Origin of the sequence: Nonomuraea sp. CA-141351 (genome assembly GCF_050944675.1) — a bacterium.
GTDB lineage: Bacteria > Actinomycetota > Actinomycetes > Streptosporangiales > Streptosporangiaceae > Nonomuraea.
This window is the reverse complement of the sequence record NZ_CP191982.1, coordinates 5,728,829-5,751,067: the sequence shown is the minus strand read 5'-3', so window position 1 is coordinate 5,751,067 and position 22,239 is coordinate 5,728,829. Positions and strand designations below refer to the sequence as shown.

General features: G+C 69.8%; 24 protein-coding genes. 17 read left to right on the top strand and 7 right to left on the bottom strand.

Going from position 1 to position 22,239, the window contains the following annotated elements:
* Positions 1-262 precede the first annotated feature (262 nt).
* Complete coding sequence (locus ACQPWU_RS27140) at positions 263-709, bottom strand: winged helix-turn-helix domain-containing protein (RefSeq protein WP_433444529.1); 447 nt, start codon at positions 707-709, stop codon at positions 263-265.
* Between the two features lie 261 nt (positions 710-970).
* Between ACQPWU_RS27140 and ACQPWU_RS27135 the strand changes: the two genes are divergently transcribed.
* The 7 genes from ACQPWU_RS27135 to ACQPWU_RS27105 all read left to right on the top strand — a co-directional run bounded on the left by ACQPWU_RS27135 (position 971) and on the right by ACQPWU_RS27105 (position 6,962).
* Entirely contained in the window at positions 971-1,201 is a 231-nt protein-coding gene (locus tag ACQPWU_RS27135; protein WP_433444528.1) for a helix-turn-helix domain-containing protein, read from the top strand.
* Positions 1,198-2,781, top strand: coding sequence for a DUF2637 domain-containing protein (locus ACQPWU_RS27130; protein WP_433444527.1), 1,584 nt, complete (start codon positions 1,198-1,200; stop codon positions 2,779-2,781). The genes ACQPWU_RS27135 and ACQPWU_RS27130 overlap by 4 nt, the downstream gene beginning before the upstream one ends.
* A 158-nt stretch (positions 2,782-2,939) precedes the next feature.
* On the top strand, positions 2,940-3,152 hold the full coding sequence (locus ACQPWU_RS27125; RefSeq protein ID WP_433444526.1) for a hypothetical protein: 213 nt from the start codon (positions 2,940-2,942) through the stop codon (positions 3,150-3,152).
* A gap of 8 nt (positions 3,153-3,160) precedes the next feature.
* A complete protein-coding gene (locus ACQPWU_RS27120) occupies positions 3,161-3,670 on the top strand; it encodes a hypothetical protein (protein WP_433444525.1) in 510 nt (169 codons plus the stop codon).
* A gap of 24 nt (positions 3,671-3,694) precedes the next feature.
* Positions 3,695-4,108, top strand: a complete 414-nt coding sequence (locus tag ACQPWU_RS27115) for a hypothetical protein (RefSeq protein WP_433444524.1) — start codon at positions 3,695-3,697, stop codon at positions 4,106-4,108.
* Positions 4,105-4,911, top strand: coding sequence for a hypothetical protein (locus tag ACQPWU_RS27110; protein WP_433444523.1), 807 nt, complete (start codon positions 4,105-4,107; stop codon positions 4,909-4,911). Before ACQPWU_RS27115 ends, ACQPWU_RS27110 begins: the two co-directional genes overlap by 4 nt.
* An 80-nt stretch (positions 4,912-4,991) precedes the next feature.
* Complete coding sequence (locus tag ACQPWU_RS27105; protein ID WP_433444522.1) at positions 4,992-6,962, top strand: hypothetical protein; 1,971 nt, start codon at positions 4,992-4,994, stop codon at positions 6,960-6,962.
* A gap of 371 nt (positions 6,963-7,333) precedes the next feature.
* Here the strand turns inward: ACQPWU_RS27105 and ACQPWU_RS27100 are convergent, their stop codons facing one another.
* Entirely contained in the window at positions 7,334-7,789 is a 456-nt protein-coding gene (locus ACQPWU_RS27100) for a DUF4383 domain-containing protein (RefSeq protein WP_433444521.1), read from the bottom strand.
* 335 nt (positions 7,790-8,124) lie between these two features.
* A complete protein-coding gene (locus tag ACQPWU_RS27095; RefSeq protein ID WP_433444520.1) occupies positions 8,125-8,535 on the bottom strand; it encodes a VOC family protein in 411 nt (136 codons plus the stop codon).
* 944 nt (positions 8,536-9,479) lie between these two features.
* Between ACQPWU_RS27095 and ACQPWU_RS27090 the strand changes: the two genes are divergently transcribed.
* The gene (locus ACQPWU_RS27090) at positions 9,480-10,469 is read left to right on the top strand and encodes a hypothetical protein (RefSeq protein ID WP_433444519.1); all 990 of its coding nucleotides are present in this window, start codon (positions 9,480-9,482) and stop codon (positions 10,467-10,469) included.
* A gap of 160 nt (positions 10,470-10,629) precedes the next feature.
* Here the strand turns inward: ACQPWU_RS27090 and ACQPWU_RS27085 are convergent, their stop codons facing one another.
* Both ACQPWU_RS27085 and ACQPWU_RS27080 read right to left on the bottom strand, forming a co-directional pair.
* Entirely contained in the window at positions 10,630-11,061 is a 432-nt protein-coding gene (locus ACQPWU_RS27085) for a hypothetical protein (protein ID WP_433444518.1), read from the bottom strand.
* Between the two features lie 408 nt (positions 11,062-11,469).
* Positions 11,470-11,667 carry a hypothetical protein gene (locus ACQPWU_RS27080; RefSeq protein ID WP_433444517.1) on the bottom strand — a complete coding sequence of 66 codons (198 nt, stop codon included), beginning with the start codon at positions 11,665-11,667 and terminating at the stop codon, positions 11,470-11,472.
* A gap of 133 nt (positions 11,668-11,800) precedes the next feature.
* Here ACQPWU_RS27080 and recD2 point away from each other — a divergent pair, with 133 nt between their 5' ends.
* The 3 genes from recD2 to ACQPWU_RS27065 all read left to right on the top strand — a co-directional run bounded on the left by recD2 (position 11,801) and on the right by ACQPWU_RS27065 (position 15,844).
* On the top strand, positions 11,801-14,005 hold the full coding sequence (gene recD2 / locus ACQPWU_RS27075; protein ID WP_433444516.1) for an SF1B family DNA helicase RecD2: 2,205 nt from the start codon (positions 11,801-11,803) through the stop codon (positions 14,003-14,005).
* A gap of 122 nt (positions 14,006-14,127) precedes the next feature.
* Positions 14,128-15,342, top strand: a complete 1,215-nt coding sequence (locus tag ACQPWU_RS27070; RefSeq protein WP_433444515.1) for an Ig-like domain-containing protein — start codon at positions 14,128-14,130, stop codon at positions 15,340-15,342.
* Positions 15,343-15,394: 52 nt separating this feature from the next.
* Positions 15,395-15,844, top strand: a complete 450-nt coding sequence (locus ACQPWU_RS27065) for a GNAT family N-acetyltransferase (RefSeq protein WP_433444514.1) — start codon at positions 15,395-15,397, stop codon at positions 15,842-15,844.
* 32 nt (positions 15,845-15,876) lie between these two features.
* Here the strand turns inward: ACQPWU_RS27065 and ACQPWU_RS27060 are convergent, their stop codons facing one another.
* Both ACQPWU_RS27060 and ACQPWU_RS27055 read right to left on the bottom strand, forming a co-directional pair.
* Positions 15,877-16,605 (bottom strand): phytanoyl-CoA dioxygenase family protein, encoded by a 729-nt coding sequence (locus ACQPWU_RS27060; protein ID WP_433444513.1) that lies wholly within the window; start codon positions 16,603-16,605, stop codon positions 15,877-15,879.
* Positions 16,606-16,830: 225 nt separating this feature from the next.
* On the bottom strand, positions 16,831-17,280 hold the full coding sequence (locus ACQPWU_RS27055; protein WP_433444512.1) for a carboxymuconolactone decarboxylase family protein: 450 nt from the start codon (positions 17,278-17,280) through the stop codon (positions 16,831-16,833).
* 83 nt (positions 17,281-17,363) lie between these two features.
* On the opposite strand from ACQPWU_RS27055, the gene ACQPWU_RS27050 reads away from it, so the two are divergent.
* The 6 genes from ACQPWU_RS27050 (at position 17,364) to ACQPWU_RS27025 (ending at position 22,239) form a co-directional block, all read left to right on the top strand.
* Positions 17,364-18,248 (top strand): sigma-70 family RNA polymerase sigma factor, encoded by an 885-nt coding sequence (locus ACQPWU_RS27050; protein ID WP_433444511.1) that lies wholly within the window; start codon positions 17,364-17,366, stop codon positions 18,246-18,248.
* Positions 18,249-18,400: 152 nt separating this feature from the next.
* Positions 18,401-19,282: a helix-turn-helix transcriptional regulator gene (locus ACQPWU_RS27045; protein ID WP_433445298.1), complete on the top strand. Its 882-nt coding sequence runs from the start codon at positions 18,401-18,403 to the stop codon at positions 19,280-19,282.
* 272 nt (positions 19,283-19,554) lie between these two features.
* Positions 19,555-20,592 carry a zinc-dependent alcohol dehydrogenase family protein gene (locus ACQPWU_RS27040; protein WP_433444510.1) on the top strand — a complete coding sequence of 346 codons (1,038 nt, stop codon included), beginning with the start codon at positions 19,555-19,557 and terminating at the stop codon, positions 20,590-20,592.
* Between the two features lie 14 nt (positions 20,593-20,606).
* Positions 20,607-20,993: a DUF2255 family protein gene (locus ACQPWU_RS27035; protein WP_433444509.1), complete on the top strand. Its 387-nt coding sequence runs from the start codon at positions 20,607-20,609 to the stop codon at positions 20,991-20,993.
* A gap of 2 nt (positions 20,994-20,995) precedes the next feature.
* Positions 20,996-21,973, top strand: a complete 978-nt coding sequence (locus ACQPWU_RS27030) for an aldo/keto reductase (protein WP_433444508.1) — start codon at positions 20,996-20,998, stop codon at positions 21,971-21,973.
* Positions 21,970-22,239 carry an aldo/keto reductase gene (locus tag ACQPWU_RS27025; RefSeq protein ID WP_433445297.1) on the top strand — a complete coding sequence of 90 codons (270 nt, stop codon included), beginning with the start codon at positions 21,970-21,972 and terminating at the stop codon, positions 22,237-22,239. Before ACQPWU_RS27030 ends, ACQPWU_RS27025 begins: the two co-directional genes overlap by 4 nt.

Sequence of the window (22,239 nt, the reverse complement as noted above, 5' to 3'; positions counted from 1 at the left end):
GCATGGGAGATCCCATGCGGAACACCTACGTATATGGTCGAGCCGAGCATCTCGGTTCGACCATTGAAGTCGGCTACCGTATCTGATGCGACTGCTTCGCTCACGCGTTCGATGTAGCCGCGCCGGCTTCATGAATACCAGGGGCACCCCGGAAAGGGGAACGGCCTCCGGATAGCAGCGCTACCCCTAGCGCCCGGAGGCCGACCCATCGCTACCCGAAACGTAGCCCACCATGATCGCCGAAACGGAGGTGGTGTCTCCATCATGACACCTTCGGCGAGTCCTCCGCGACGGGTCGGCCCGGGGTTGTCCCAGGGTGGGGGGTGAGACTGGTCATGGCCTGTAGGAACGTCAGGCCTGTTCCGGTCGCGACGGTGTGACCGTCTGTGTCACGGGCGGTCGCGTTGATGCGGCCGCCCTGACCGGTGCTGAAGGTCAGGGTGATGTCGTGGCCGTCGCGCAGCAGCTGGTCGGCGTCGAGTGGCCGGGCGGGGTCGAGGACCTTGGCGCCGCGATCTGGGACAAGGATGATGACGTGCTGCTCGGCCATCAGGCGGAGGGCGTGCCGTACGGTGGCTCGGCCGGCGGAGTGGCGTTGGGCCAGCTCCCGTTCGGAGGGGAGCCACGTCCCGGGCCGGTATTCGCCTGACTTGATGTCCTCGGTCAGCCGGAGGGCGATGCTTTGCGCCTTGGCGGGTGGCCTAGGCATGCGCGTGGTCCATTCGGCTCCTGGGCGGTCTCGCGGGTCTTTCGGCACGTCGGCCCCACTTTAGACGTGGCTGTGCACGCCGCGTTAGCCGATCGTTTTCCGCCTCTCTCGCCTCGGTACTCCTATGGTTGCTTCTGGTCCAGTTATGGTACATATTGAGTCGGTGCCGCTGCTAGGGCACGACGCAGCCTGATGGAGGCAAGATGTCCGGTTCCGCCGTGCCATGCCGCCTCCCCCTTGACTGACCTGGAAGGACCCCTCATGCCCCCCACAGCTGACGACACTGCCGATGACGCCGTGGATGCCTCGTCCGAAAGGCTCTTCCTGCCCTGGGAGGTCGCGGCACTGATGCGCGTGGATCCCAAGACGGTGACCCGCTGGGCGCAGAAGGGCCGCATCTCCAGCATCCTCACCCCGGGCGGGCACCGCCGCATCCCCTCCTCAGCCGTGCAGCGCCTGCTCAATGGCCCCCAGACGGCGAGCGACCGATGAGCCAGCAGCCTCCGCTGTACGGCCGCGCCGCCCGTACCTACGCCGAGGGCCTGCGCGACATGTCCGCCGCCGAGGCCGAGCAGATCCGCGCCGCCGGCAAGCTCGAGCAGCGCGAGCGCGAGGTGGCGCTGGCCGATGAGCGGGCGCGACTGGCCGACCAGCGCAAGCTCAACCGAGCGCGGGCCAAGCTCACGCTCAAGACCGAGAAGCGCAAGACGCAGGCACGATGGGCGGCTGAACGATGGGCCAAGATGCGCGGTGCCGTCGCCGCAGTGGCGGCCCGGGTCGCCGACGCGGTGCCGTTCCTGATCGGCGGCGTCGCGATGGGCTCGCCGATCGTCATCGCCTGGCGCGGGCAGATGCAGTTCGCCGCCGAGATGCTCGGACTGGGCGGCTGGTCGTGGATCCTGCCGACCGCGCTGGAGGGCGCGGCCTGGTACCTCGCCTACCTCACCCACCGGGCGATCAAGGCCCGCCTGCCCAGCCTGCGGTACCGCATCTGGACGTGGATCCTCACCGCGGCCGCCGCCGGGATGAACTTCTGGCACGGAGCGGAGACGACGACGGCGAAGGGCGTGACGCTCGCGTTGTGCAGCGTGCTCGGCATCCTGCTGTTCGAGCTGACCGCCGGGCAGAACGCGCAGGTCGCGGGCGGCCGGTCGTTCGCCGAGATCCGCACCGCCACGTGGCGGTGGATCCGCTTCGGCCGTCTGCAGTGGGCGGCGCACTCGATCCGGACCGCGCTCGGCCCGGCCTGCAGCGTGGAGCAGGCGTGGCACCTGGCCTGGTGTGACCGGTACGGGATGGGCCCCACCTCGACCCGGGAGGAGCGCACACTCGGCAAGGCCATCCTCGCCGCCCGCCACAAGGCGGACCGGGAACTGGCCGGCGCGGGCGAACTGGTGATCGGCGCGGACGGCCAGATCCTGCGGCCTAAGCGGCTGGCGCCGGAGAGCATCCGCACGGCCGAGCTGTACGACCTGGTCGGCCAGACGGAGATGGCGAAGGTCGGCGACTACCTCGCCGAGAGATTCCCCCTCATCGCCCACGGCCATCTCGCTAGCACAACGGATAGCGAGACGGGACGGGGGAGCGGCGCCTCTTCCCTGGTGCCGCTCCACCCGCTGCGCGGCGTGCACGGTGGCGGCCTGGGCGACCGTGCGCTCGTGCACGCGAACGGCTCGATGGGAGTGCACGTCGACCGGGCGAACGGCCAGCGTGTGCCCGGCGCGTCGACCTCGACGGACCTCGACGCGTCGACCTCGACGCGGCTCGATGCATCGAACCGTCGAGCCCTCGATGCATCGACCTCGACGGACGGGGATTCATCGAGGCCCCGCCGCTCGACGCATCGAACCCCGCCCCCCTCGACGCATCGAGGCGGCAAGCGGCCGTTCCAGGAGCTGCGCATCGACTTCGCCAAGGCCCTCGCCGATGGCCGACTCGACGAGGACGACCTGTCGGCCGAGAAGATCCGCCAGACGCTCGCGTGCGAGTGGAAGCGCGGCAAGGCGCTGCTGGATGAGTTCAACGCCGACCCCATGCAGATCCGCGTGCTGGGCCGCGAGGAGAAGCCGTGAACGTGACCGTACGTAGCCGCCTTCTCGGCTCGGCACTGCGCCGGTCGTCGCCTGGAGGCCTGAAACCGGGGGCCAATACCCGCGCGCGGGCGCGCGCGCCCGCGCGAGGCTACCCGCCCCGCCCGACAGTCACCATCCGTAGCAGCCGGAGGAGTCCGATGCCGAAGTCCGTGCCCCAGGCCCGCCGTGACCGGGCGCTGGCCAGGCGCGCCGCCGCCATGACCCCGGCGGAGGAATTCGCGGCGGCCGTCGACTACCTCAAGCAGGTCCTCAAGGCCCGCGGCGACAGCGCCCTGTACGTGCACTACGCCGACGAGATGTTCAAAGCCGCTGACGACGCGGCCGGTATGTCCGACTCCGGAGGTAGGTGATGGTCGCCGTGCGGCGTATCCGCACCCCGCGCGAGGCCGCCGAGGAGATCGGCACCGTCGTGCAGCTGCCCGGCACCAGCCCGGCCCCCCTCGACGAGCTCGAGCACGACGACCAGGCGGGCGAGCTCGCGCCGGTCGACGAGCGCGGCCCCGGCCGGCTGGAGCGGGCGATTACCACGCTGGCGCAGGCGCGCGAGCGGTTCATCGCCGCCGTGGTGGGCGAGTCGGTGCTGGCCGAGCAGCTGCCGTCCGTCGCTGAACTGTGGTGGCAGACGTGGACGGGCGGTGGCCACGACACGAAGCCCGGCCGGGTCGTGACCCGCGTGTGGGGGTTCGCCGTGGTGCTGCCTGTGCACGCGCTCGGCCAGCTCGCGCTGTGGTTCGTCCGCTATTGGCCGCGTGCGCTGGTGGCCCTGATCGTGGTGCGACTGATGGCGCTGATCAACCCGATGTTCTCCGACGTGCTCGCGTGGCTGATCGACGCGCTCGCGACCCTCGCCCGCCTCCTACTCACCTGACCACTCACCTGAAAGGTGCCCCTCATGATCGCCAAGTTGGTCGCGGCCGGGCTCGGCCTGGCCGTCACACTCGTCTTCCTCGCGCCCGCGCTGGCCACGCAGGCGCGCGGCAAGGCTCCCCGCTTCGTCGGCGCGACCCTGTTCCTGGCCGGGGTCGGGCTGACCGGCCTCGCGTGGCTGTTGATCACGCTCGTCACGTCGGCCCCGTGGCGGACCGGGATCGGCGTGTTCGCGCTGGCCGGGCTACTCGGGTCCGGTTTCGCGATCTTCTGGGACGTCAAGGACGGCAAGCTCGACCGGACCGGCCAGTGGCTGCTGTTCGTGGTGCCGTCGATGCTGGCCGTGGTCCTGTTCACCGGCCCGGACGCGGTGCCGTGGCTGGCCGACCAGGCGGGCGCGGCATTCGCCCAGTTCGCGGCGCAGGCGGACCGGTCATGATCGAGATGATGCTGGTCCTGTCCCTGGCGATCGCCGCCGGGGTGGTCTCGGTCGTATTCAAGAAACGGCCCGATATACGGCAGGCCGCGGCCGCCGGGTGGCGAGCCGGGTGGGAGCAGACCCGGATCGAGTTCACAGCCGGGTACGCGCAGGTACGCACGCAGTACGAGCGGGCGCAGACTCACTTGCGCGGGCAGGACGACGTCGCCTCCAAGATCCTGTCCGGGCTGCTGGCCCTGCTGGCGGGATTCTCGATGACGGTCGGCGGCGCCCTGTACGGCGGCGGGCAAACGATGCTCGCGGTCGGCCGGATCGTCACGACGACCGTGCAGGCCGTCCGAGACGGCTACGCCGACGCCCGCGCAGACGTCGTCGCCGCCGACGAAGTGGCCGAGACCGTCAAGGACGACGCCGAAATCGTCGAGGCGGTCGAGGCGGTCGAGGTGCTGCCCACACCGGCCGCAGCTGCCCACGGGCCGGGGCCGGACCCGCCTGCCGGGCCCGCCTCAGCCCAACTCGCCACCATCCCCTCAACCCCCTCAACGGAAGGAACCTCTCCCATGTCCGACACCATCGCCAGCGAGGCCGCGAACCTCGCCGCCCTCCGCCAGATCTTCCTCACCGCCGCCGAGAACCTGACGCACGACATTTCGGCGCTCGACGGGATCAACGCCGGGATGGCCGCCAAGCTCGCCGAGCACGGCAACATCCTCAACGACATCCGCGTGCTGAAGGACACCCTCGCAACGGCCCGCCACCGCGCGAACGAGATTGCGGTGGAGATCGCGGTCCTGCGTGGCTGACGTGCTGGATGGCCGCCCACCACCTTCCCCGGGGTGGGCGGCTCGTCCTGGACGCCAGCCCCCTCGCTTGGAGACGCGACATGTCGAAGACGACCGCCGAACTCGGCGGCAACCTGTCCCTGCCCGCCCCATTGCCCGCCCCGGCGCCCACCCAGCCGGTGGAGCCGCCCGAGCCGCCGGTGTATGAGATGGCTCCCAAGCGGTGGCTGCGCACGCACAGGCCGATGCTGGCCAACCTCGCCCCGATCGGGATGTGCGGCGGCGCGCACCTGCTCGGCTGGCTCTACACCGTGACCGGCGTGTGGCCGGTGTGGGCGCTGCTGTGGTCGACGGCGGCCGTCCTCGCCGCGGTGGTCGTGGTGGCCCGCACAGGCGGCCGGGTGTGGTGGGGCAGCGCCGTCGGCGTGCTGGTGTGGCTGCTGCTGGCCGCCACGGCTGGGCTGTCGGACGTCGGGGTGTTCGTGTTGTGGACGGCCGCGCTGGTGCGGTCGGTGCCGTTCTGGCGGGCCCACCAGGCGCGGTACCAGCCGCAGGCCGCCGACCCGGACGACCCCGAGGAGGAGCAGGCGGAGGGAGAGGAGCCGCTGACGCGTGAACAGGTGTTGTGGCGGGATGAGGTGGTGCCGAACAACTCCGTGTACGCGCACACCGAGCTCGGCGTGCCGGAGCGGGTGGCGGGCGGGTTCCGGGCGCTGATCATCGGCGCGCGCGGCAAGTCGCAGTTCGGCAGGATGGTGGCCGGTGTCGACACGATCTCCTCGGCGTGGGGGACCGGCTCGTCTCAGGTGACGGTGGAGGAGACCCGGCCGCCGGACAACTCGCGCGCCATGCTGACGATCATCTCGTCCGATGACCTGCTCGCCGCGACCCACTTCCTCGAGGAGGAAGGCGCGGCGATCGACCCGCAGGCGGGCCTGGCCCGGGTCGCCACGTTCTTCGACGGCCACCCCGCGCACGCCCAGTTCTGGACCCCTTCAGGCGGCATGCAGATGGGGCTCATCTTCGGCCGGACCGAGTCCGGCAAGACCCGCTACGCCGAGACCAAGTTCATCCTCGCGCAGCAATGCGCGCAGCTCGTCGCCGCGGTGCTCGACGCCCAGGATGGCCAGTCAATGCCGGAATGCCTGCAAGCCGCGCAGATCAGCGCGGTCGGTGTCGAGGGCGTGTACCGGGGACTGCGCAGCCTGCTGTACCTGTCGCAGCGGCGCAGCCAGTTCCTGGCCACCGTGCCGTGGATCGACGAGCTGGGCCGCGAACGGTCGGGTAAGGCGTTCCTGCTGCCGGGCGATCAGCTGATCGACCCAGCCACTGGCCGCCCGTTCACCATGCCGGGGGTGTGGGCGCTGTTCGACGAGCTGCCGCTGCTGCTGAAGAACGCCGAGGTCGGCAAGGATGCCGTGAAGATGCTCGGCACGGCCGTGATGACGATGCGTAAGGCCGGGATCGGCGTCGAGGGCATCGCCCAGAACATCGGCCTCGACTACCTGGTGGATCAAGGGCTGCGCTCCAACCTGGCCGGTAACGTGGCCGGGTTCCGCACCAAGAGCAGCGACGACCACCACATGGTCGGCCTCGAAGCCGACCCCTCCAAGCTGGAATCGCACTTCGTCTCCACGGGCCTGGCCACGCCGGGCCTGTGCTACCTGAACGGTCCTGATGCGCGCCCGCGAGCGAAGGCGCGGGGCCTGATCTGCAAGGACGTGTACGGGCTGACGCTGCAGCCGCCAGCGGGGCGGCTGGATCACTTGTCGCTCGGGTGGCTGGAGCAGTACGGCGACATGGTGGCGCGCGGCATAGAGCCGGACCTGCTTGGCGATGGCACCGCTGCTGCGGTGGTGGCGGGGCCGACGCAGGGCGACGTCGAGGCCGCGATCGAGCACGTGCTGAAGGACGGGCCGCTGCCGGTCGACCAGCTCGTGGCGCGGATCGGCGGCCGGGTCGCCGACTGCACGCTCGGCCAGATCGAGACCGCGCTGGCCGCGCTGGTCAAGGCCGAACGGTTGTGGAGGCGCGGAGAGGTGTGCCAGTTGCTCGAGCGGGTGGGCGTGTGATGAGGGTCGCGGCGGTCGGGGTGTGGTGGGGCTGGTCGCAATTGCTGGCGGTCGCCGCCGGCGCGGATTCACCACCGTCGCCGACGACCTGGGAGAGCCGCGCACGTTCTGGGAGGAGCGCGGCGAGCTGCTCGTCACACAGTGCAAGCTGCCGGCCAGGACGTACGTTGACGACCGGGCCGTGCGGTTCGCTGGCGACTGGGCTGCGGTGCTGGGCGGCGTCGACGCGCTGGTGGAGACGTGCCCGCGCCACTCGGCGAAAATGATGATCGAGACGCTGTGCATCGCGCAGGCGCGCATCTCCGGCTCCCCGCTCGACCGGCACGAACCAAAGGGGACCTGGAGCGCGCGGGCACACGCGCCGCACTCGGCTAGCGAGTGTGCAGGCGGTGCTGGAGCCGCGCACGCGTCGCTATCGCCCCGAGCGCGATCATCGCGACCCCCAGCACCAGGTGCAGCCAGTTGTCGGCCGTGTTGAACGGGACGAAGTTGGCCCCGCCGCCGTGCGGGACGAACAGCCCGTAGAGCCAGAGCACCAGGTAGATGATGCCGCCGATGAGCAGGAACCCGCGTGCCCCCGCCCACGTCCCGGCCAGCAGGACGCCGGCGACCCCGAACAGCAGGTGGACGATGTTGTGCAGGACCGACACCTGGAACAGGCCCAGCAGCATCGCGCCCGACTCGTGGCTGGCGAACTGCATCTGGCCGTAATTGGTGGTGATGCCGGGGATGAAGCCGAGAATGCCGATCAGCAGGGACACGGCGCCAGCGATGAGTGACGCCAGCTGGACTGGGGTCTTGGTGGCGGAGGAAAGAACGCCGCTCATGGCGCCTCCCTTGTCGTACCGGTGATAACCATCTGCGCCTACCCCTCAGGGCGGCCCTCACGCACTGTGACCTGCGTGAATTCTCATTCGAAGTCGTCCGGGTTGAGCTCCTTGATGCGGAAGCACGGGTCCTCGTCGTAGCGGCTGCGCCCGTCGGCGTCGTCGCCCTCCTCGAAACCGGGTGTCGCGCTGGGTGTGACCTCCAGTACCTGATCGACCTCTACCAGCGGGCGCGTGCGCGGTCAGCTAGAGCTGCGCGCGGCGCTGCTGGTAGCGACCGGTCATGTGCTGGCCGGGACGCGCGAAGCGGCCGAGCTGCGCAAGCACGCGGGCATCTAGTCGTGCTTGGGCCAGATCGGACCCTGGTCGGTCCAGATGACACCCTTGTTGCGGCACAGGCAGAAGGGGTGGCCGATCGGGTCGGTGTAGACCCGCCAGCCGTAGCCTTCGGGGCCGATGAAGTCCTGCTGCAGCGTCGCGCCGAGGTCGAGGAGGCGGCGCTGCTCGGACTCGATGTCGTCCACTTCGAAGTCGAGGTGGAACTGCTTGGGGTGCTCGCTGTCGGGCCACTGCGGGGCGCGGTAGTCGTCCACCCGGATGAAGGCCAGCTCGATCTCGCCGAATTGGATACCGGCCCAGTTATCGTGGCTGCCTTCCTTGATCGGGCGGCCCGTCACTTCGGAGTAGAAAGCCGCCAGCTTCATGGTGTCCGGGCAGTCGATGATGAAATCGGTGAGTCGCAGCATTCCGTGAGCTTGCCACAAGATCACGGGAGCCTGAGAGCTGCCCCGAACACGAGGCCGGGCTTGTAGTTCTCGAGCTTGGCAACGTCGGCTCCGACCGCGTCCACTGCTCATCAAACAGGCTTCGAAACAGGCCTTAGGTGCTGCTGGCCGGTGATCGTCGGGCGGGGGTCTGTGCGGGCGTGTGCGGGCGCTGGAGCGGGTTTCGCGGGCCTGGTGGGTATCGGGTAACACCGGACGCGAAGGAGCGTCCTGTGCGGTTGTGTGCATGCCGTCAATAAGTGTGCCTGTCTGGAGTGGTCATTAGTTGACCAGCGCGCTAGGGTCCATCCGTAACGGACCCTTTGGCCAGTCCGGAGGGGGTCAAGTGATCGGGGAAGGACGTGTGACGATCGGCAGCGCAGAACGTGAATGCGGCGCCCGTCCGCGTGTTTCCGCCCCTCACCGTGGCGTCATCGCCGTGAACGTGAATCGGCGCGAAACCCCAGCAGTGTGCCCCGCTCGGCGTCGACGAGATCGCGGCCGTCGCCTTGCCGCATGGCAGGCGCACGGCGGAGGGGAGAGGCCCCGGACATGAGAAAAGGCCCCGCGTACGGGGCCCTCTCGAAGTCGCGATACCCGCGACCAGATCGTTCAGCTCCAGGCGGCCAACCAGACGAGCTGAGCGGCTGAGTCGCCGGTCCGGCTTCCTCACAACATCGCGTTGAGGTGTTTCGTGCAGCGGCCCGGGGCCGTTGCCGGGGGCTTCTGCGCGCCAAAACCCGTGACGCTTGGAGCCGACCATAGCACGCGCCCAAGCGGCTGCCCCAGCATGCCCGGAATCGGTCGCGTGCAGGACAGCCGCGTCCCCATCGCCCCCCGCCCCCGATCGTCCGGCGGGCGAGCCTCGTCCGCTGATCCCGGACGGGCACATCCTCGCGCCCGCGCACGGCTTGTGGTCCGAGGCGGTGCAGTATCTCGTTGAGGCCACCGGCCGGCGCGCCGACTGGATGCGTAATGCTCTGCGGTTCGCCTGGCAGGTGATGAGCCGCTCGACGTGGGCGATGCTGACCGCGCCGAAGAAGGGTGCCACCTGGAAGCACCTGGCCGCCGACCTCGGACTGTCGGAGCGGACGATCGCGAACCTGTACTCGTGGTTCATCAAGGCGGGGTTGCTGGCCCGCGCGGTGCCCGGCACCACGGTTCGCTGGAGGAAGGGCACCCGGTGCGGGCTGGACGACGATGGGCGCGGTAACGAAGCCGCCCAGTACCTGCTGATCATCCCGGCCGACATCCTCGAAGCGGACGACGAGACCTTGCCCGCGACTGCGGCCCCCTCCGCGAGCGAGGAGGTTCCGTGGCCGTGCGAGACCGTGCCGACCCGCCCGCACCTGGAGCTGGTGTCCGACGTTTCCGCAGGCAGCGCCCCTGTGGATGGATCTTGCATCCCCAAGCCCTCCCCCCTTGCTGTAGGTGAGGAGACTCCCCGTAACGCGCGCGCGAGACGACACACCGCGCTTGCGACACCGGCCAGCGAGTGGCGGGCGACCGTCACGCCGGTCACCAGGAAGGACAGGCTCGCAGCGTGTGAACGGCTGATTCGCGAACTACCCCCGTTCCGGAGGCTTTCGGCCCGCCATCTGCGCTCGGTGCTGCGGTCCGCCTTCGACCTCGGCGCGACCATCAGCGACATCCGGCACGCCCTCGATCACCGGCCGGACGGCTCTCCCTGGATCCACACCCACAACCCGCGCTGGCTGCCGAGCTGGATACGGCACCGACTGTCCGCGTGGATCACCCCGGACGGGCAACTCGTCACCCCCTGGCCAGTCCAGCAGCGCGCTGCCGAACACGCGGCGCTGGTGGCCGAGCAGCACGCCCGCCGCGACGCGTACGAGCGGGCGAACCAGGCCCGGCTCGGCGGCCCCATCAGCTACAGCGAGAGGCGGACACGGTGATCAACATCCCCGCGTGGGCGCGACCTGCCTCTCCGGCGAGGCACAGGGGGCAGCGCCCCCGTATCGGCCCTCAGTGGGCGCAGTGCTGCCAGTACCTCGTTCAGGGCCCGGCCGACGGACCGCCGTCCGGGCTTGAGTTACGCAGCGCGTCGTGAGGCCGTCATGCTGTCCTGGTGTCAGGCACAGTGCCGGGCTCGCCGTCAGACCAATCAGCCACGGCGGAGCCCGGGTCGTAGTGGAAAGTCGCTCCTTCGCTGCAGTGGCCGCGACCGTAGTCGCAGCTGATCCACTGCCCGAGATTCTCGCGGTCCGGCCACTGCGTGGTGTCCCACGCCACTTTCCACGCGTGGCAGCTCTCGTCGCGGAGCTCGAACTGCGGCGGCGGCGTGAACAGGCCTCTACTGCCCAGAGCAGCGAAGACGGCCGTCTGCATCTCAGCCCACTTCACGGAATCCTCTTGGACGATTTGGTTTGGGAAAAAGCCGCTGACGGCGGCGCGGACGCTATCCCAGACGGCGTTGTTCTCGTCTTCAGTCAGGAAGCGCAGGGGCGGGGGAAGCGGGACCGGCGTGGTGGTCTGATTTTCGGACATGCCGTCACCATGGCATAGAGGCGTTGCCCCGTCACCATGGCCGCTTCGCGGATGGTGCCCTTCCCCGGTCTCCTGCGTCGCACCTCGCTGGTCTGCCGCAGCGGGATTCAGAAACGCGGCTCGATGCACCTCTGGGGATTCCGAGCCCATGCAGAGGGGAGGAACGGCGGACGCGCCGGCCGATACCGCGCCACGGCTGCGGCTGCGGGGGAACGCCGGCCACCTATTGGCGATCACCGCGCTAAAGGCCCCGAACTAGGACATATCATCGACCACTCACCGTTTCACACCCTCGTTGACCTGGTGTTCTTTCCGGTAACAATCAGTTACGGACAACAAGGTGCCCGATTTTGGAGCCTTTACGTTATAGATTTGCGGCATATCTGGCGTGCGCGATTGCTAGCGAGATCAGTTCAGGCCAGCTTGCTGGCGCGCGCGAGCCCGGCGGCGCTGCTCGCGGATGATGGCCGTCAGCTCCTCGACGGAGCGGCCCCCGGGGACATAGGCGGCGCGGGCGGCATCCTCGGGGGAGAGAGCGTCTCGGCGGGCCCGCGCTTCCGCGAGGACTCGCCCGGCGGCAGCAAGCGCTTCGGCGCGGGTCGTCATAGATCCACTTTCGCACGAGCGTGCGAACGGCTGCCCGTGAGATGCCTCACGTGCTGGCCGATCCGCCCATCGCTCGGCGGCTCGCCCGTGCTGCTCTACTCTTGCGACGAAAGCAGGCGGGAGAGGGGTTTGCGTGAAGCCGGGCGCGGATGGTTCACTCGTTTCATCCTTCGATGCGGTTCTCGAGCGCATCACCTACGCCAACGAGGAAACCGGCTACACCATCGCCCGCGTGGCCACCGAGCGCTCCGGCTCCGAGCTGCTCACCGTCGTCGGCCCGCTGCTGGGCGCGCAGGTCGGCGAGTCGCTGCGGCTGCACGGCCGGTGGGGCTCGCACCCGCGTTACGGCCGGCAGTTCGAGGTGTGGTCCTACAGCACGGTGCTGCCGGCCACCGTGCAGGGCATCCGCCGCTATCTCGGCTCCGGGCTGATCAAGGGCATCGGCCCCAAGATGGCCGAGCGGATCGTCGACCACTTCGGCACCGACACGCTCGAGGTCATCGAGCAGGAGCCGCAGCGGCTGGTCGAGGTGCCGGGCCTGGGGCCCAAGCGGACGAAGATGATCGCGGCCGCCTGGGAGGAGCAGAAGATCATCAAAGAGGTGATGATCTTCTTGCAGGGTGTCGGCGTGTCCACCTCGATCGCGGTGCGCATCTTCAAGCAGTACGGCGAATCGTCGGTCTCCGTCGTGAAGACCCAGCCGTACCAGCTGGCCGATGACGTGTGGGGGATCGGGTTCAAGACGGCCGACACCATCGCCCAGGCCGTCGGCATCCCGCACGACAGCCCCGAGCGTGTCAAGGCGGGCCTGCGCTACACCCTGTCGCAGGCCGCCGACGACGGCCACTGCTACCTGCCCGCCCCCAACCTCGTCGCCGACGCCGTCAAGATCCTCGATGTGCCCGCCGACCTGGTCGCCGCCTGCCTGGAAGAGCTGGTGGCGAGCGAAGGCGCCGTGCGCGAGCCCATCCCGGCCGGCGAGAACGTCGTACCGGCCGTCTACCTGCCGCCCTTCCACCGCGCCGAGCTCTCGCTCGCCTCCGGCCTGCTGTCGCTGCTGCGCTCGGGCCATGACCGGCTCAAGGCCTTCGCCGACGTCGACTGGGAGCGGGCCGAGAGCTGGCTGCACGGCCAGACCGGCGCCGAGCTGGCCACCGAGCAGCGTCAGGCCGTCCGCCTGGCGCTGACGGAGAAGGTCGCCGTGCTGACCGGCGGGCCGGGCTGTGGCAAGAGCTTCACCGTGCGCTCGATCGTGCTGCTGGCCCGCGCCAAACGCGCCAAGGTCATCCTGGCCGCCCCCACCGGCCGCGCCGCCAAGCGCCTGGCCGAGCTGACCGGCCACGAGGCCACCACCGTGCACCGGTTGCTGCAGCTGCGGCCCGGTGGCGAGGCGACCTTCGACCGTGACAACCCTCTGGACGCCGACCTCGTCGTCGTCGACGAGGCCTCCATGCTCGACCTGCTGCTGGCCAACAAGCTCGTCAAGGCCGTCGCCCCGGGCGCGCATCTGCTGTTCGTGGGCGACGTCGACCAGCTGCCCTCGGTCGGGGCGGGGGAGGTGCTCAAGGATCTGCTGGCCGCCGACGACATCCCGCGGGTGCGGTTGACGCAGATCTTCCGCCAGGCCCAGGAGTCCGGCGTCGTCGTCAACGCCCACCGCGTCAACACCGGCCACCACCCGATCCTGGAGGGCATGAGCGACTTCTTCCTGTTCCCGTGCGAGGAGCCGGAGGAGATCGCCGCCCTGACCGTCGACGTCGTCGCCCGCCGCATCCCCCGCCGTTTCCGCCTCGACCCGCGCCGGGACGTACAGGTCCTGGCGCCCATGCACCGCGGCGCCGCCGGCGCCGGCGCCCTGAACATCGCCCTGCAGGAGGCCCTCACCCCGGCCCGCGAGGGCATACCGGAGCGCCGGTACGGGGGGCGCGTCTTTCGCGTGGGCGACAAGGTCACCCAGCTGCGCAACAACTATGACAAGGGCGCCGCCGGGGTGTTCAACGGCACGGTCGGCATCGTCACCGACATCCGGCCTGATGAGCAGAAGCTGACCGTCGTCACCGATGAGGACGAGGCCGTCGACTACGCCTTCGACGAGCTGGACGAGCTCGCCCACGCCTATGCGGTCTCCATCCACCGTTCCCAGGGCAGCGAGTACCCCGCCGTGGTGGTCCCGCTGGCCACCAGTGCCTGGATGATGTTGCAGCGCAACCTCCTTTACACCGCGATCACCCGGGCCAAGAAGCTCGTCGTCATCGTGGGCTCGCGGCGGGCCCTGGCGCAGGCCGTACGCACCAAGGGTGCCGGTCGGCGGCACACCGGTCTCACCCACCGCCTCTGATCCGAACCCCTTTCAGTCACAAGTGATTGAAATGTGACCGAACTTCCCCAATTGGTTCCTCGTCTTACATGCAGGAGCATTAAGGTTTTTGGGGTGCGTTTGGTGCTATGGGGGAAAGGACAGTGTTGAACGTTACGCCCGCTTGGAGGAAGCCCGCCACGGCAGTCGCGCTGCTGACGGCGGCCACACTGACGGCTTCGTGCTCATCGGGCGGCGGCGGTGGCACCGCCGCTCAAGGGGGAGCGGGTGCGCCCGAGGCCACCACGTCCGCCACCCCCCAGGCGCCGACCGTCAAGATCAGCCCTGCGGAGGGCAGCTCCAAGGTCAGCCCTGAGAAGAAGGTCGTCGTCACCTCCGCCGGCGGCGCGCTGGAGACGGTCACCGTCGAGGCCGACGGCGAGGAGGTCGAGGGCGCCTTCAACACCGACAAGACCAAGTGGATCTCCAAGACGGCGCTGAAGCCCTCCACCGGCTACACCGTCTCGGCCACGGCCGGCGCCACGACCGCCACCAGTACGTTCACCACCGTCAAGCCCGAACGCGCACTGCAGATCGCCGACGTGACCCCCACCGCCAAGGGCGAGACCGTGGGCGTCGGCGCCCCCATCATCGTCACCTTCAACCAGCCGGTCACCAGCAAGGCCACCATCGAGCGCGCCCTGGAGGTCGAGGCGGAAAAGCCGGTCGACGGCGCCTGGCGCTGGATCAACGACACCATCGCCATCTACCGCACCGCCAAGTACTGGCCCGCCCACCAGAAGGTGAAGTTCAACGCCCACATCAAGGGCATCAAGGGCGGCAAGGGCCTGTACGGGGTCAAGGACTACTCCGCCACCCTCAAGATCGGCGCCAAGCAGATCAGCAAGGTCGACACCAAGAAGCACATGATGTACGTCTACAAGGACGGCAAGCGCGTACAGACCATGCGCATCAGCGCGGGCATGGCCACCACGCGCGAGTACACCACCACCTCCGGCGTGCACCTGACCATGGAACGCGGCAACCCCGTGCGCATGATCTCGCCCGGCCGTAAGAAGGGCGACCCCGGCTACTACGACGTCATGATCAATCACGCGGTCCGCATCTCCAACTCCGGCGAGTACGTCCACGCCAAGGACAACGTCTGGGCCCAAGGCGTGCGCAACGTCAGCCATGGCTGCGTCAACGCCCGCCCCGACCAGGCAAGATGGTTCTACGACAACTTCCAGCGGGGCGACGTCGTCGACATCACCGGCACCAGCCGCGAGCTGGAGTGGAACAACGGCTGGGGCTTTTGGCAGATGCCGTTCTCACAGTGGAAGAAGGGCAGCGCCCTCAATGGCAAGGACAAGGCCTGATCTGGTGCACATCCGTCAAGGTCGCGACAGCGACGTCCCCCTCGTCTTGGGCATGTTCGACAGCGCCGTCGCCTGGCTCGTCTCCCAGGGACGCACCGGCCAGTGGGGCAGCAGTCCCTTCACCGGCAACGACAAGCGCACCCGCCAGGTCACCGGCTGGCTGGAGCTCGGCGACATGCGCATCGCCGAACTCGACGGCCGGCCCGCCGGCTGCGTCGTGGTCGGCGCCGCCCACGACTACGTCGCCCCGGCCACCGAGCCCGAGCTGTACGTCCAGGCCCTGGTCACCGACCGCCGCTACGCCGGCCACGGCGTAGGCCGCGCCCTGCTGGACTGGGCCGTCGCCGAAGCCGGCCGGCGGGGCGTCGGGCTGGTGCGGGTCGACTGCTACGCCGGCGACGACGGCCGCCTGGTCGCCTACTACGAAAGCTGCGGCTTCACCCGCGCCGCGCCCTTCACCGTGGGGGAGTGGCCCGGCATGCTCCTGCACCGCCGCCTCTGAGCTGTGGGCCGCTTGCCGCGCCGGGGCCGGCGTCAGGAGAAGCCGGCGGCCCGCCCCAGCGGCGTGGTGTCACCCGGCCGCAGCGGCGAGGCCAGGAACACCGGCGCCTGCGCCATGAACCGCGGCCGGCTGCCCAGATGCTCCTGCGCCGCGTGCACCGTGAACGGATGCACCACATACACATCCCCCGGTGAGCCCGTCGCCAGCGCGATGGGCCGCTCCCGCCCCGCCTCGTCGAACACCGGCCCCATCTGCATGGGATCCAGCACCCGCTCATCCAGCAACGCCGCCATGTCGCGCTGCGAGCCGGCCCGCACCCGCGTCGGCGCGTCCCGCGGCCCCACCTCCGACAGCAGCACCAGCAGCAGCAGCGTCTCCGGCCGGCCGCTCACCCCGTAGCCGCCGTCCGCCCGGGCCGTGTTCGCGTCGATGTGCCAGCCGCGATCATCTGCGGCAGGCACCACCGGGAACCGGATGGGCATGTTGCCCACGCTCCCGCGCGGCACCCAGCCGCCCGCGCCCGCCACCGCGTCCAGCGCCGCACGCAGCCGTTCGCTGTGCACGATCTGCCCGAACGGTCCCTCCCCGGTCAGGTCGGCCGTCCACACCACCGGCTGCGTCCAGCCCGAGGGGTCGTCGGGCGACAGGCCGATCCGCTCCCACAGCAGCGCCCTGGCCGCATCGCCCACCTGGCGCGGCACCACCGCCTCGACCTTGGCGAACCCGTCGGCCACGAATGCCTCGACATCGATCACATCCACAAACGGCACGCTAACAGCGCCGTCCACCGATTTTCCCCCGTGTGATCACCGGTGGTCGCCGTGGCCCCTCGTCTGCACGAGCGACTTTCCTGGCCCGCATCCAGGCCACCGACCAGCGCTACGACACCGGCCACGGCGGCGCCCTGTCGCCGGCCGAGATCAACCGAAAACCGCACCCCTTGCTTCGGGAGCCGCGGCCTCCGGATGGATGACGCCCCGCCCAGCTCACCAGGTCTTGCCGGCCTGCTCCCGGACCGTACGGTTGATGCGGTTGAAGAAGTTGGTCAGCGCGATCTCCAGGTTGATCGCGGACAGCTGCTTGTCGTCGAAGTGGGCCGCGGCGGCGTCCCAGATCTCATCGGTCACACCTGGCGCGCCGTCCTGGATCCGGGTGGCGGCCTCGGTCAGCGCGAGCGCTGCCCGCTCCGCCTCAGTGAAGAAGGGCGTCTCGCGCCAGGCGACCACGTTGTGCAGCCGCTCGTCGGTCTCCCCGTGCTTCTTGGCCGACGCGACCCCGGCAAAGACGCACGGGCTGCAGCCGTTGATCTGGCTGGCCCGCAGGTGCACCAGCCCGAGCACGAGCGGGTCGACTCCGCCGGCGTGGATCGCCTTGTACAGATGCTGGATCGCTGTCATCACGTCGGGATTCGCCGGGCTCTTCAGGCGTGCTTCCATCGGTCGTACTCCTTCATCGGTTACCTGGGCCCCTCTGGGCCCGTCATTACCCATGACGGAGCAGATCCGAGGAAGGTAACAACATGTCCAACACCAGCCCGGCGGACCCGGTGGGCGAGGCGTTCGAGGCCCAGCGCGACCGGCTGCGCGCGGTCGCCTACCGCATGCTCGGATCGCACGCCGACGCCGAGGACGTCGTCCAGGAGGCCTGGCTGCGACTCTCCCGCCAGGACACGGCCACCATCCACAACCTCGCCGGCTGGCTGACCACGGTGGTCGGCCGGATCAGCCTCGACGTCCTGCGATCGCGCCAGGCCCACCCTGAGGCGTCCTACGACGACCGGCTGCCCGAACTCGTCGTGACGGTCGACGACGGCCCCGCGCCAGAGGACGACGTGGCGCTCGCCGACTCGGTCGGGCTCGCGCTCCTGGTCGTCCTGGAGTCGCTCGGACCGAGCGAGCGGCTGGCGTTCGTGCTGCACGACCTGTTCGCGGTGCCGTTCGACGAGATCGGCCAGATCCTCGGCAAGTCTGCCGACGCCACCAAGATGCTCGCCAGCCGCGCCCGCAGGAAGGTGCAGGCGAGCGAGCGGCCGACGGCCGCCGGACGGGAGCAGCGAGAGGTGGTCCAGGCCTTCCTGGCGGCGGCTCGCCTCGGCGACTTCGAGGGGCTGCTGCGCGTGCTCGACCCCGAGGTGAAGCTGACCGTCGACACCCCCACCGGTGTGGTCGTCATCCTCGGCGCCACCAAGGTCGCCGAAGGCGCATCCACTCGAGTCGCCACCGGCGCAGCCACGAGAGGGCGAGCGGTGCTCGTCAACGGCCTTCCCGGGTTCGTCTCCTGGCGCGAGGATGGAACTCCGCTCTCGGTCATGGCGTTCACCGTCGTCGACGGCCGGATCGTCGCCATCGCGACCGTGATTGCCCCGGCCAGGCTCGCCTCGATGGACCTGCCGGTTCCGGGGTGAGTCACCGCCGAGGAGCACGGCGACGTTGTACGCCCTGGCGGATGCGCCCAGTCAACGACGATCCCGGCGGCCGGGGCAGTGACCCGCGTTCGGGGTACTGGCGTTACCTCCTGCACTCCCGCCACCGTGCTTACCCTGGGGTTATGGGCCAGATCGACTACCGCTCCGAGGTCCGCGAGTTTCTCAGCTCGCGGCGGGCGCGCATCACGCCCGAGCAGGCAGGACTACCCGCCTACGGCGGCAACCGTCGCGTCAAGGGGCTGCGGCGGGAGGAGGTCGCGATGCTCGCCGGCGTCTCCATCGACTACTACGTCCGCATGGAGCGGGGGAACCTGTCCGGGGCCTCCGACAGCGTGCTGGACGCCCTGGCTCGCGCGCTGCAATTGGACGAGGCCGAGCGGGAGCACCTGTTCTCGCTGGCCCGGGCTGCCGGCTCGGGCCCGCGGCGTCGCCGCACGCCGCCGACCAGTGTGCGGCCGGTGATCCAGCAGGTGCTGGACGCCATCACCGACGCACCGGCCTGGGTGCGCAACGGCCGCCACGACATCGTCGCCATGAACCGCCTGGCCCGCGCCCTGTACGCCCCCGTCCTGGCCGACCCGCGCCGCCCGGCGAACACCACCCGGTTCGTCTATCTCGACCCGGCGGCGCGCGAGTTCTTCGTCGACTGGGACCGGATCGCCAACGACGCGGCCGCCATGCTCCGGCTGGAGGCCGGCCGCAATCCGCACGACCGGGGGCTGATCGAGCTGGTCGGTGAACTCTCGACGCAGAGCGAGGTCTTCCGGCAGCGCTGGGCCTCCCACGACGTGCGCTTCCACCGCAGCGGCCACAAACGGCTGCGCCACCCGGTGGTCGGCGAGCTCGACCTGAACTTCGAATCGATGGAGCTGCCGTCTGAGCCCGGCCTGACTCTCAACGTCTACACCGCCACCCCGGGCAGCCCCACCGCCGACGGACTCAAGATGCTCGCCAGCTGGGCAGCCACCCAGGACCTCGCCGAGGCACAGCAGACGGCCCCGGACCAGCACTGACCCACGCCACCGGCATCCTGACTCCGCACCCCCAAGAACGCACCCCGCACCGCGCCGATGCCCGGCCGATCCGGCGGGAGGGACCGCCAACCCCGGCTGGGGGGTTCTGCCATTACCTGTAACAGCAGGCCCTGCCGCGTGCCCGAGCATGCGCGTTTGATGGAGGTTGACCAGGGAGAACCCGGGCATTCGGGTGACCGACCTGGACCAGGCCTGCCGGTCGATCGGCTGGGGGTAGGTCCGACGACGAATACGAAATACGGAAAACTCTGATGCGAGCTACTTTCATGTACGGTGCCGGTGACGTGCGCGTGGAGAACGCGCCCGACCCGGCCCTGCGGCAGCCCACCGACGCGATCGTGCGCATCGTGCGCTCGTGCATCTGCGGCAGCGACCTGCACCCGTACCACAATCTGCCGGCCTCGGAGCAGGGCACCCCGATGGGGCACGAGTTCCTCGGCGTCATCGAGGACCTCGGCTCGGAGGTGTCCGGGCTGAAGCGCGGCGACCTGGTGGTGGCGCCATTCGCCTACTCCGACAACACCTGCGTCTTCTGCCGCGAGGGCCTGCACACCTCCTGCCTGCACGGCGGATTCTGGGCCCGCGGCGAGGTGGGCGGCGGCCAGGCCGAGGCGATCCGCGTCCCGCAGGCGCAGGGCACGCTGGTCAAACTGCCCGTCGGCGAGGACTCAGAGCTGCTGCCGTCGCTGCTGACCTTGGCGGATGTGTACGGCACCGGCTACCACGCCGCCAAGCAGGCCCACGTCAATGCGCGCACCACGGTGGCGGTCATCGGCGACGGCGCGGTCGGGCTGATGGCGGTGCTGTCGGCCAAGCGGCTCGGAGCCGAGCAGATCATCCTCATGGGCCGCCACGACGAACGCACCAAGCTCGGCATCGACTTCGGCGCCACCGACGTCGTGCCCGAGCGCGGCGCCGAAGGCGTCGAGAAGGTGCGCGAGCTGACCGGCGGCGAGGGCGTGCACACGGTGCTGGAGGCGGTCGGCTACATGAACGCCTACGAAACCGCGGTCGGCATCGTCCGTCCCGGCGGGGTGATCAGCCGGGTCGGCGTGCCGCAGTACGAGGACGCGCCGATCGGGTTCGGCAGCCTGTTCGGCCCCAACATCACGCTGACCGGCGGCCCCGCCCCGGCGCGCGCCTACATCGAGGAGCTGCTGCCCGACGTGCTGGAGGGCCGGGTGGAGCCGGGCCGGGTGTTCGACCGGACGATCGGCCTGGAGCAGGTGCCCGACGGCTACCGCGCGATGGACGAGCGCACCGCGCTGAAGGTCCTCATCCAGCCCTGACGCGAAGGAGAACGATGGCCGCCTGGACCAGCGATGAACTCACCGCTATCGGCGACGCCGAAGAACTGGACCTCGCCTCCCGCCGCCACGACGGCACACTGCGCCGCCCGGTGACGATGTGGGTCGTCCGCGCCGGCGACGACCTGTACGTCCGCTGCATGAACGGCCGCTCCGGCGCCTGGTACCGCGGCACCCGGACCCGCCACCAGGGCCGCATCTCGGCCGGCGGCGTCGAGGCGGACGTCGCCCTCACCGACGCCGATCCCGCCGACGCCGCCGTCCACGACCGGATCGACGAGGTCTACCGCACCAAGTACCGCCGCTACGGCGCCGGCATCATCGGCGGCGTCGTCAACCCCGAGTCGCGAGCCGCGACGATCAAACTCGTTCCGGAAAGGTGATCATGAAGCACGTCAGGCTGGGCGATCTGGAGGTTTCCCGCATCGGGCTGGGCTGCATGGGCATGTCCCACGGCTTCACCGGCGCCGGCAGCGACGACGCCGAATCCATCCGCACCATCCACCGTGCGCTCGACCTGGGCGTCACGTTCCTCGACACCGCGGAGATCTACGGCCCGTACGCCAACGAGGAACTCGTCGGCAGGGCCATCGCCGGTCGGCGCGATGAGGTCGTGCTGGCGACGAAGTTCGGTCTGGTCTCCCACGCCGGCGGCGGCGCCTGGAACATCGACAGCAGCCCGGCCAACATCCGCACCGCGGTCGAGGGCTCGCTGCGGCGCCTGGGGACCGACCGGATCGACCTGTACTACCAGCACCGGGTCGACCCCAAGGTGCCGATCGAGGACACCATCGGCGCGGTGGCCGAGCTGGTCAAGCAGGGCAAGGTCCGCCACATCGGCCTGTCCGAGGCGTGGCTGGACACCATCCGCCGCGCGCACGCGGTCCACCCGATCACCGCGCTGCAGTCGGAGTACTCGCTGTGGACCCGCGACCAGGAACCGCAGGTGCTGCCGCTGCTGCGCGAGCTGGGCATCGGGTTCGTCGCCTACTCCCCGCTCGGCAAGGGGTTCCTGACCGGGAAGATCCGGTCGCAAAGCGACTTCGGCCCCGACGACTTCCGGGCGACCAACCCCCGCTTCACCGGCGAGAACTTCCAACGCAACCTGGCGCTCGCCGAGGAGGTGCAGGCGATCGCCGCCGAGGTCGGCGTCACGCCCGCGCAGGTCGCGATCGCCTGGCTGCTCAGCAAGGGCGACGACATCGCCCCCATCCCGGGCACCAAGCGGGTCTCGCGTCTGGAGGAGAACGCCGCCGCCGCCGACGTCGAACTGACCGCCGAGCAGATCGCGAAGCTCGACAGCCTGCCTCCGGCCGCCGGTGGGCACCACAACGAGGAGCAGATGCGGATGATCGAACGCTGACAGGTCATCCCTTCCGCGCACCCACAGAGAAAGGACGTCCCATCGCGCAAGTGGTGCTGCGCTGGCTCCTCCAGCGCGACGTCGTCGTGATCCCGAAGTCGATCCGGGCCGACCGGATGGCCGAGAACTTCGACGTCTTCGACTTCGAGCTCACCGACGATCAGATGAGCCGCATCGCCGCCCTGGACACCGGCGCCTCGCAGTTCTTCGACCACCGAGACCCCGCCGTCGTCAGCCGGCTCGGCAACATCCGCCTCACGGACTGA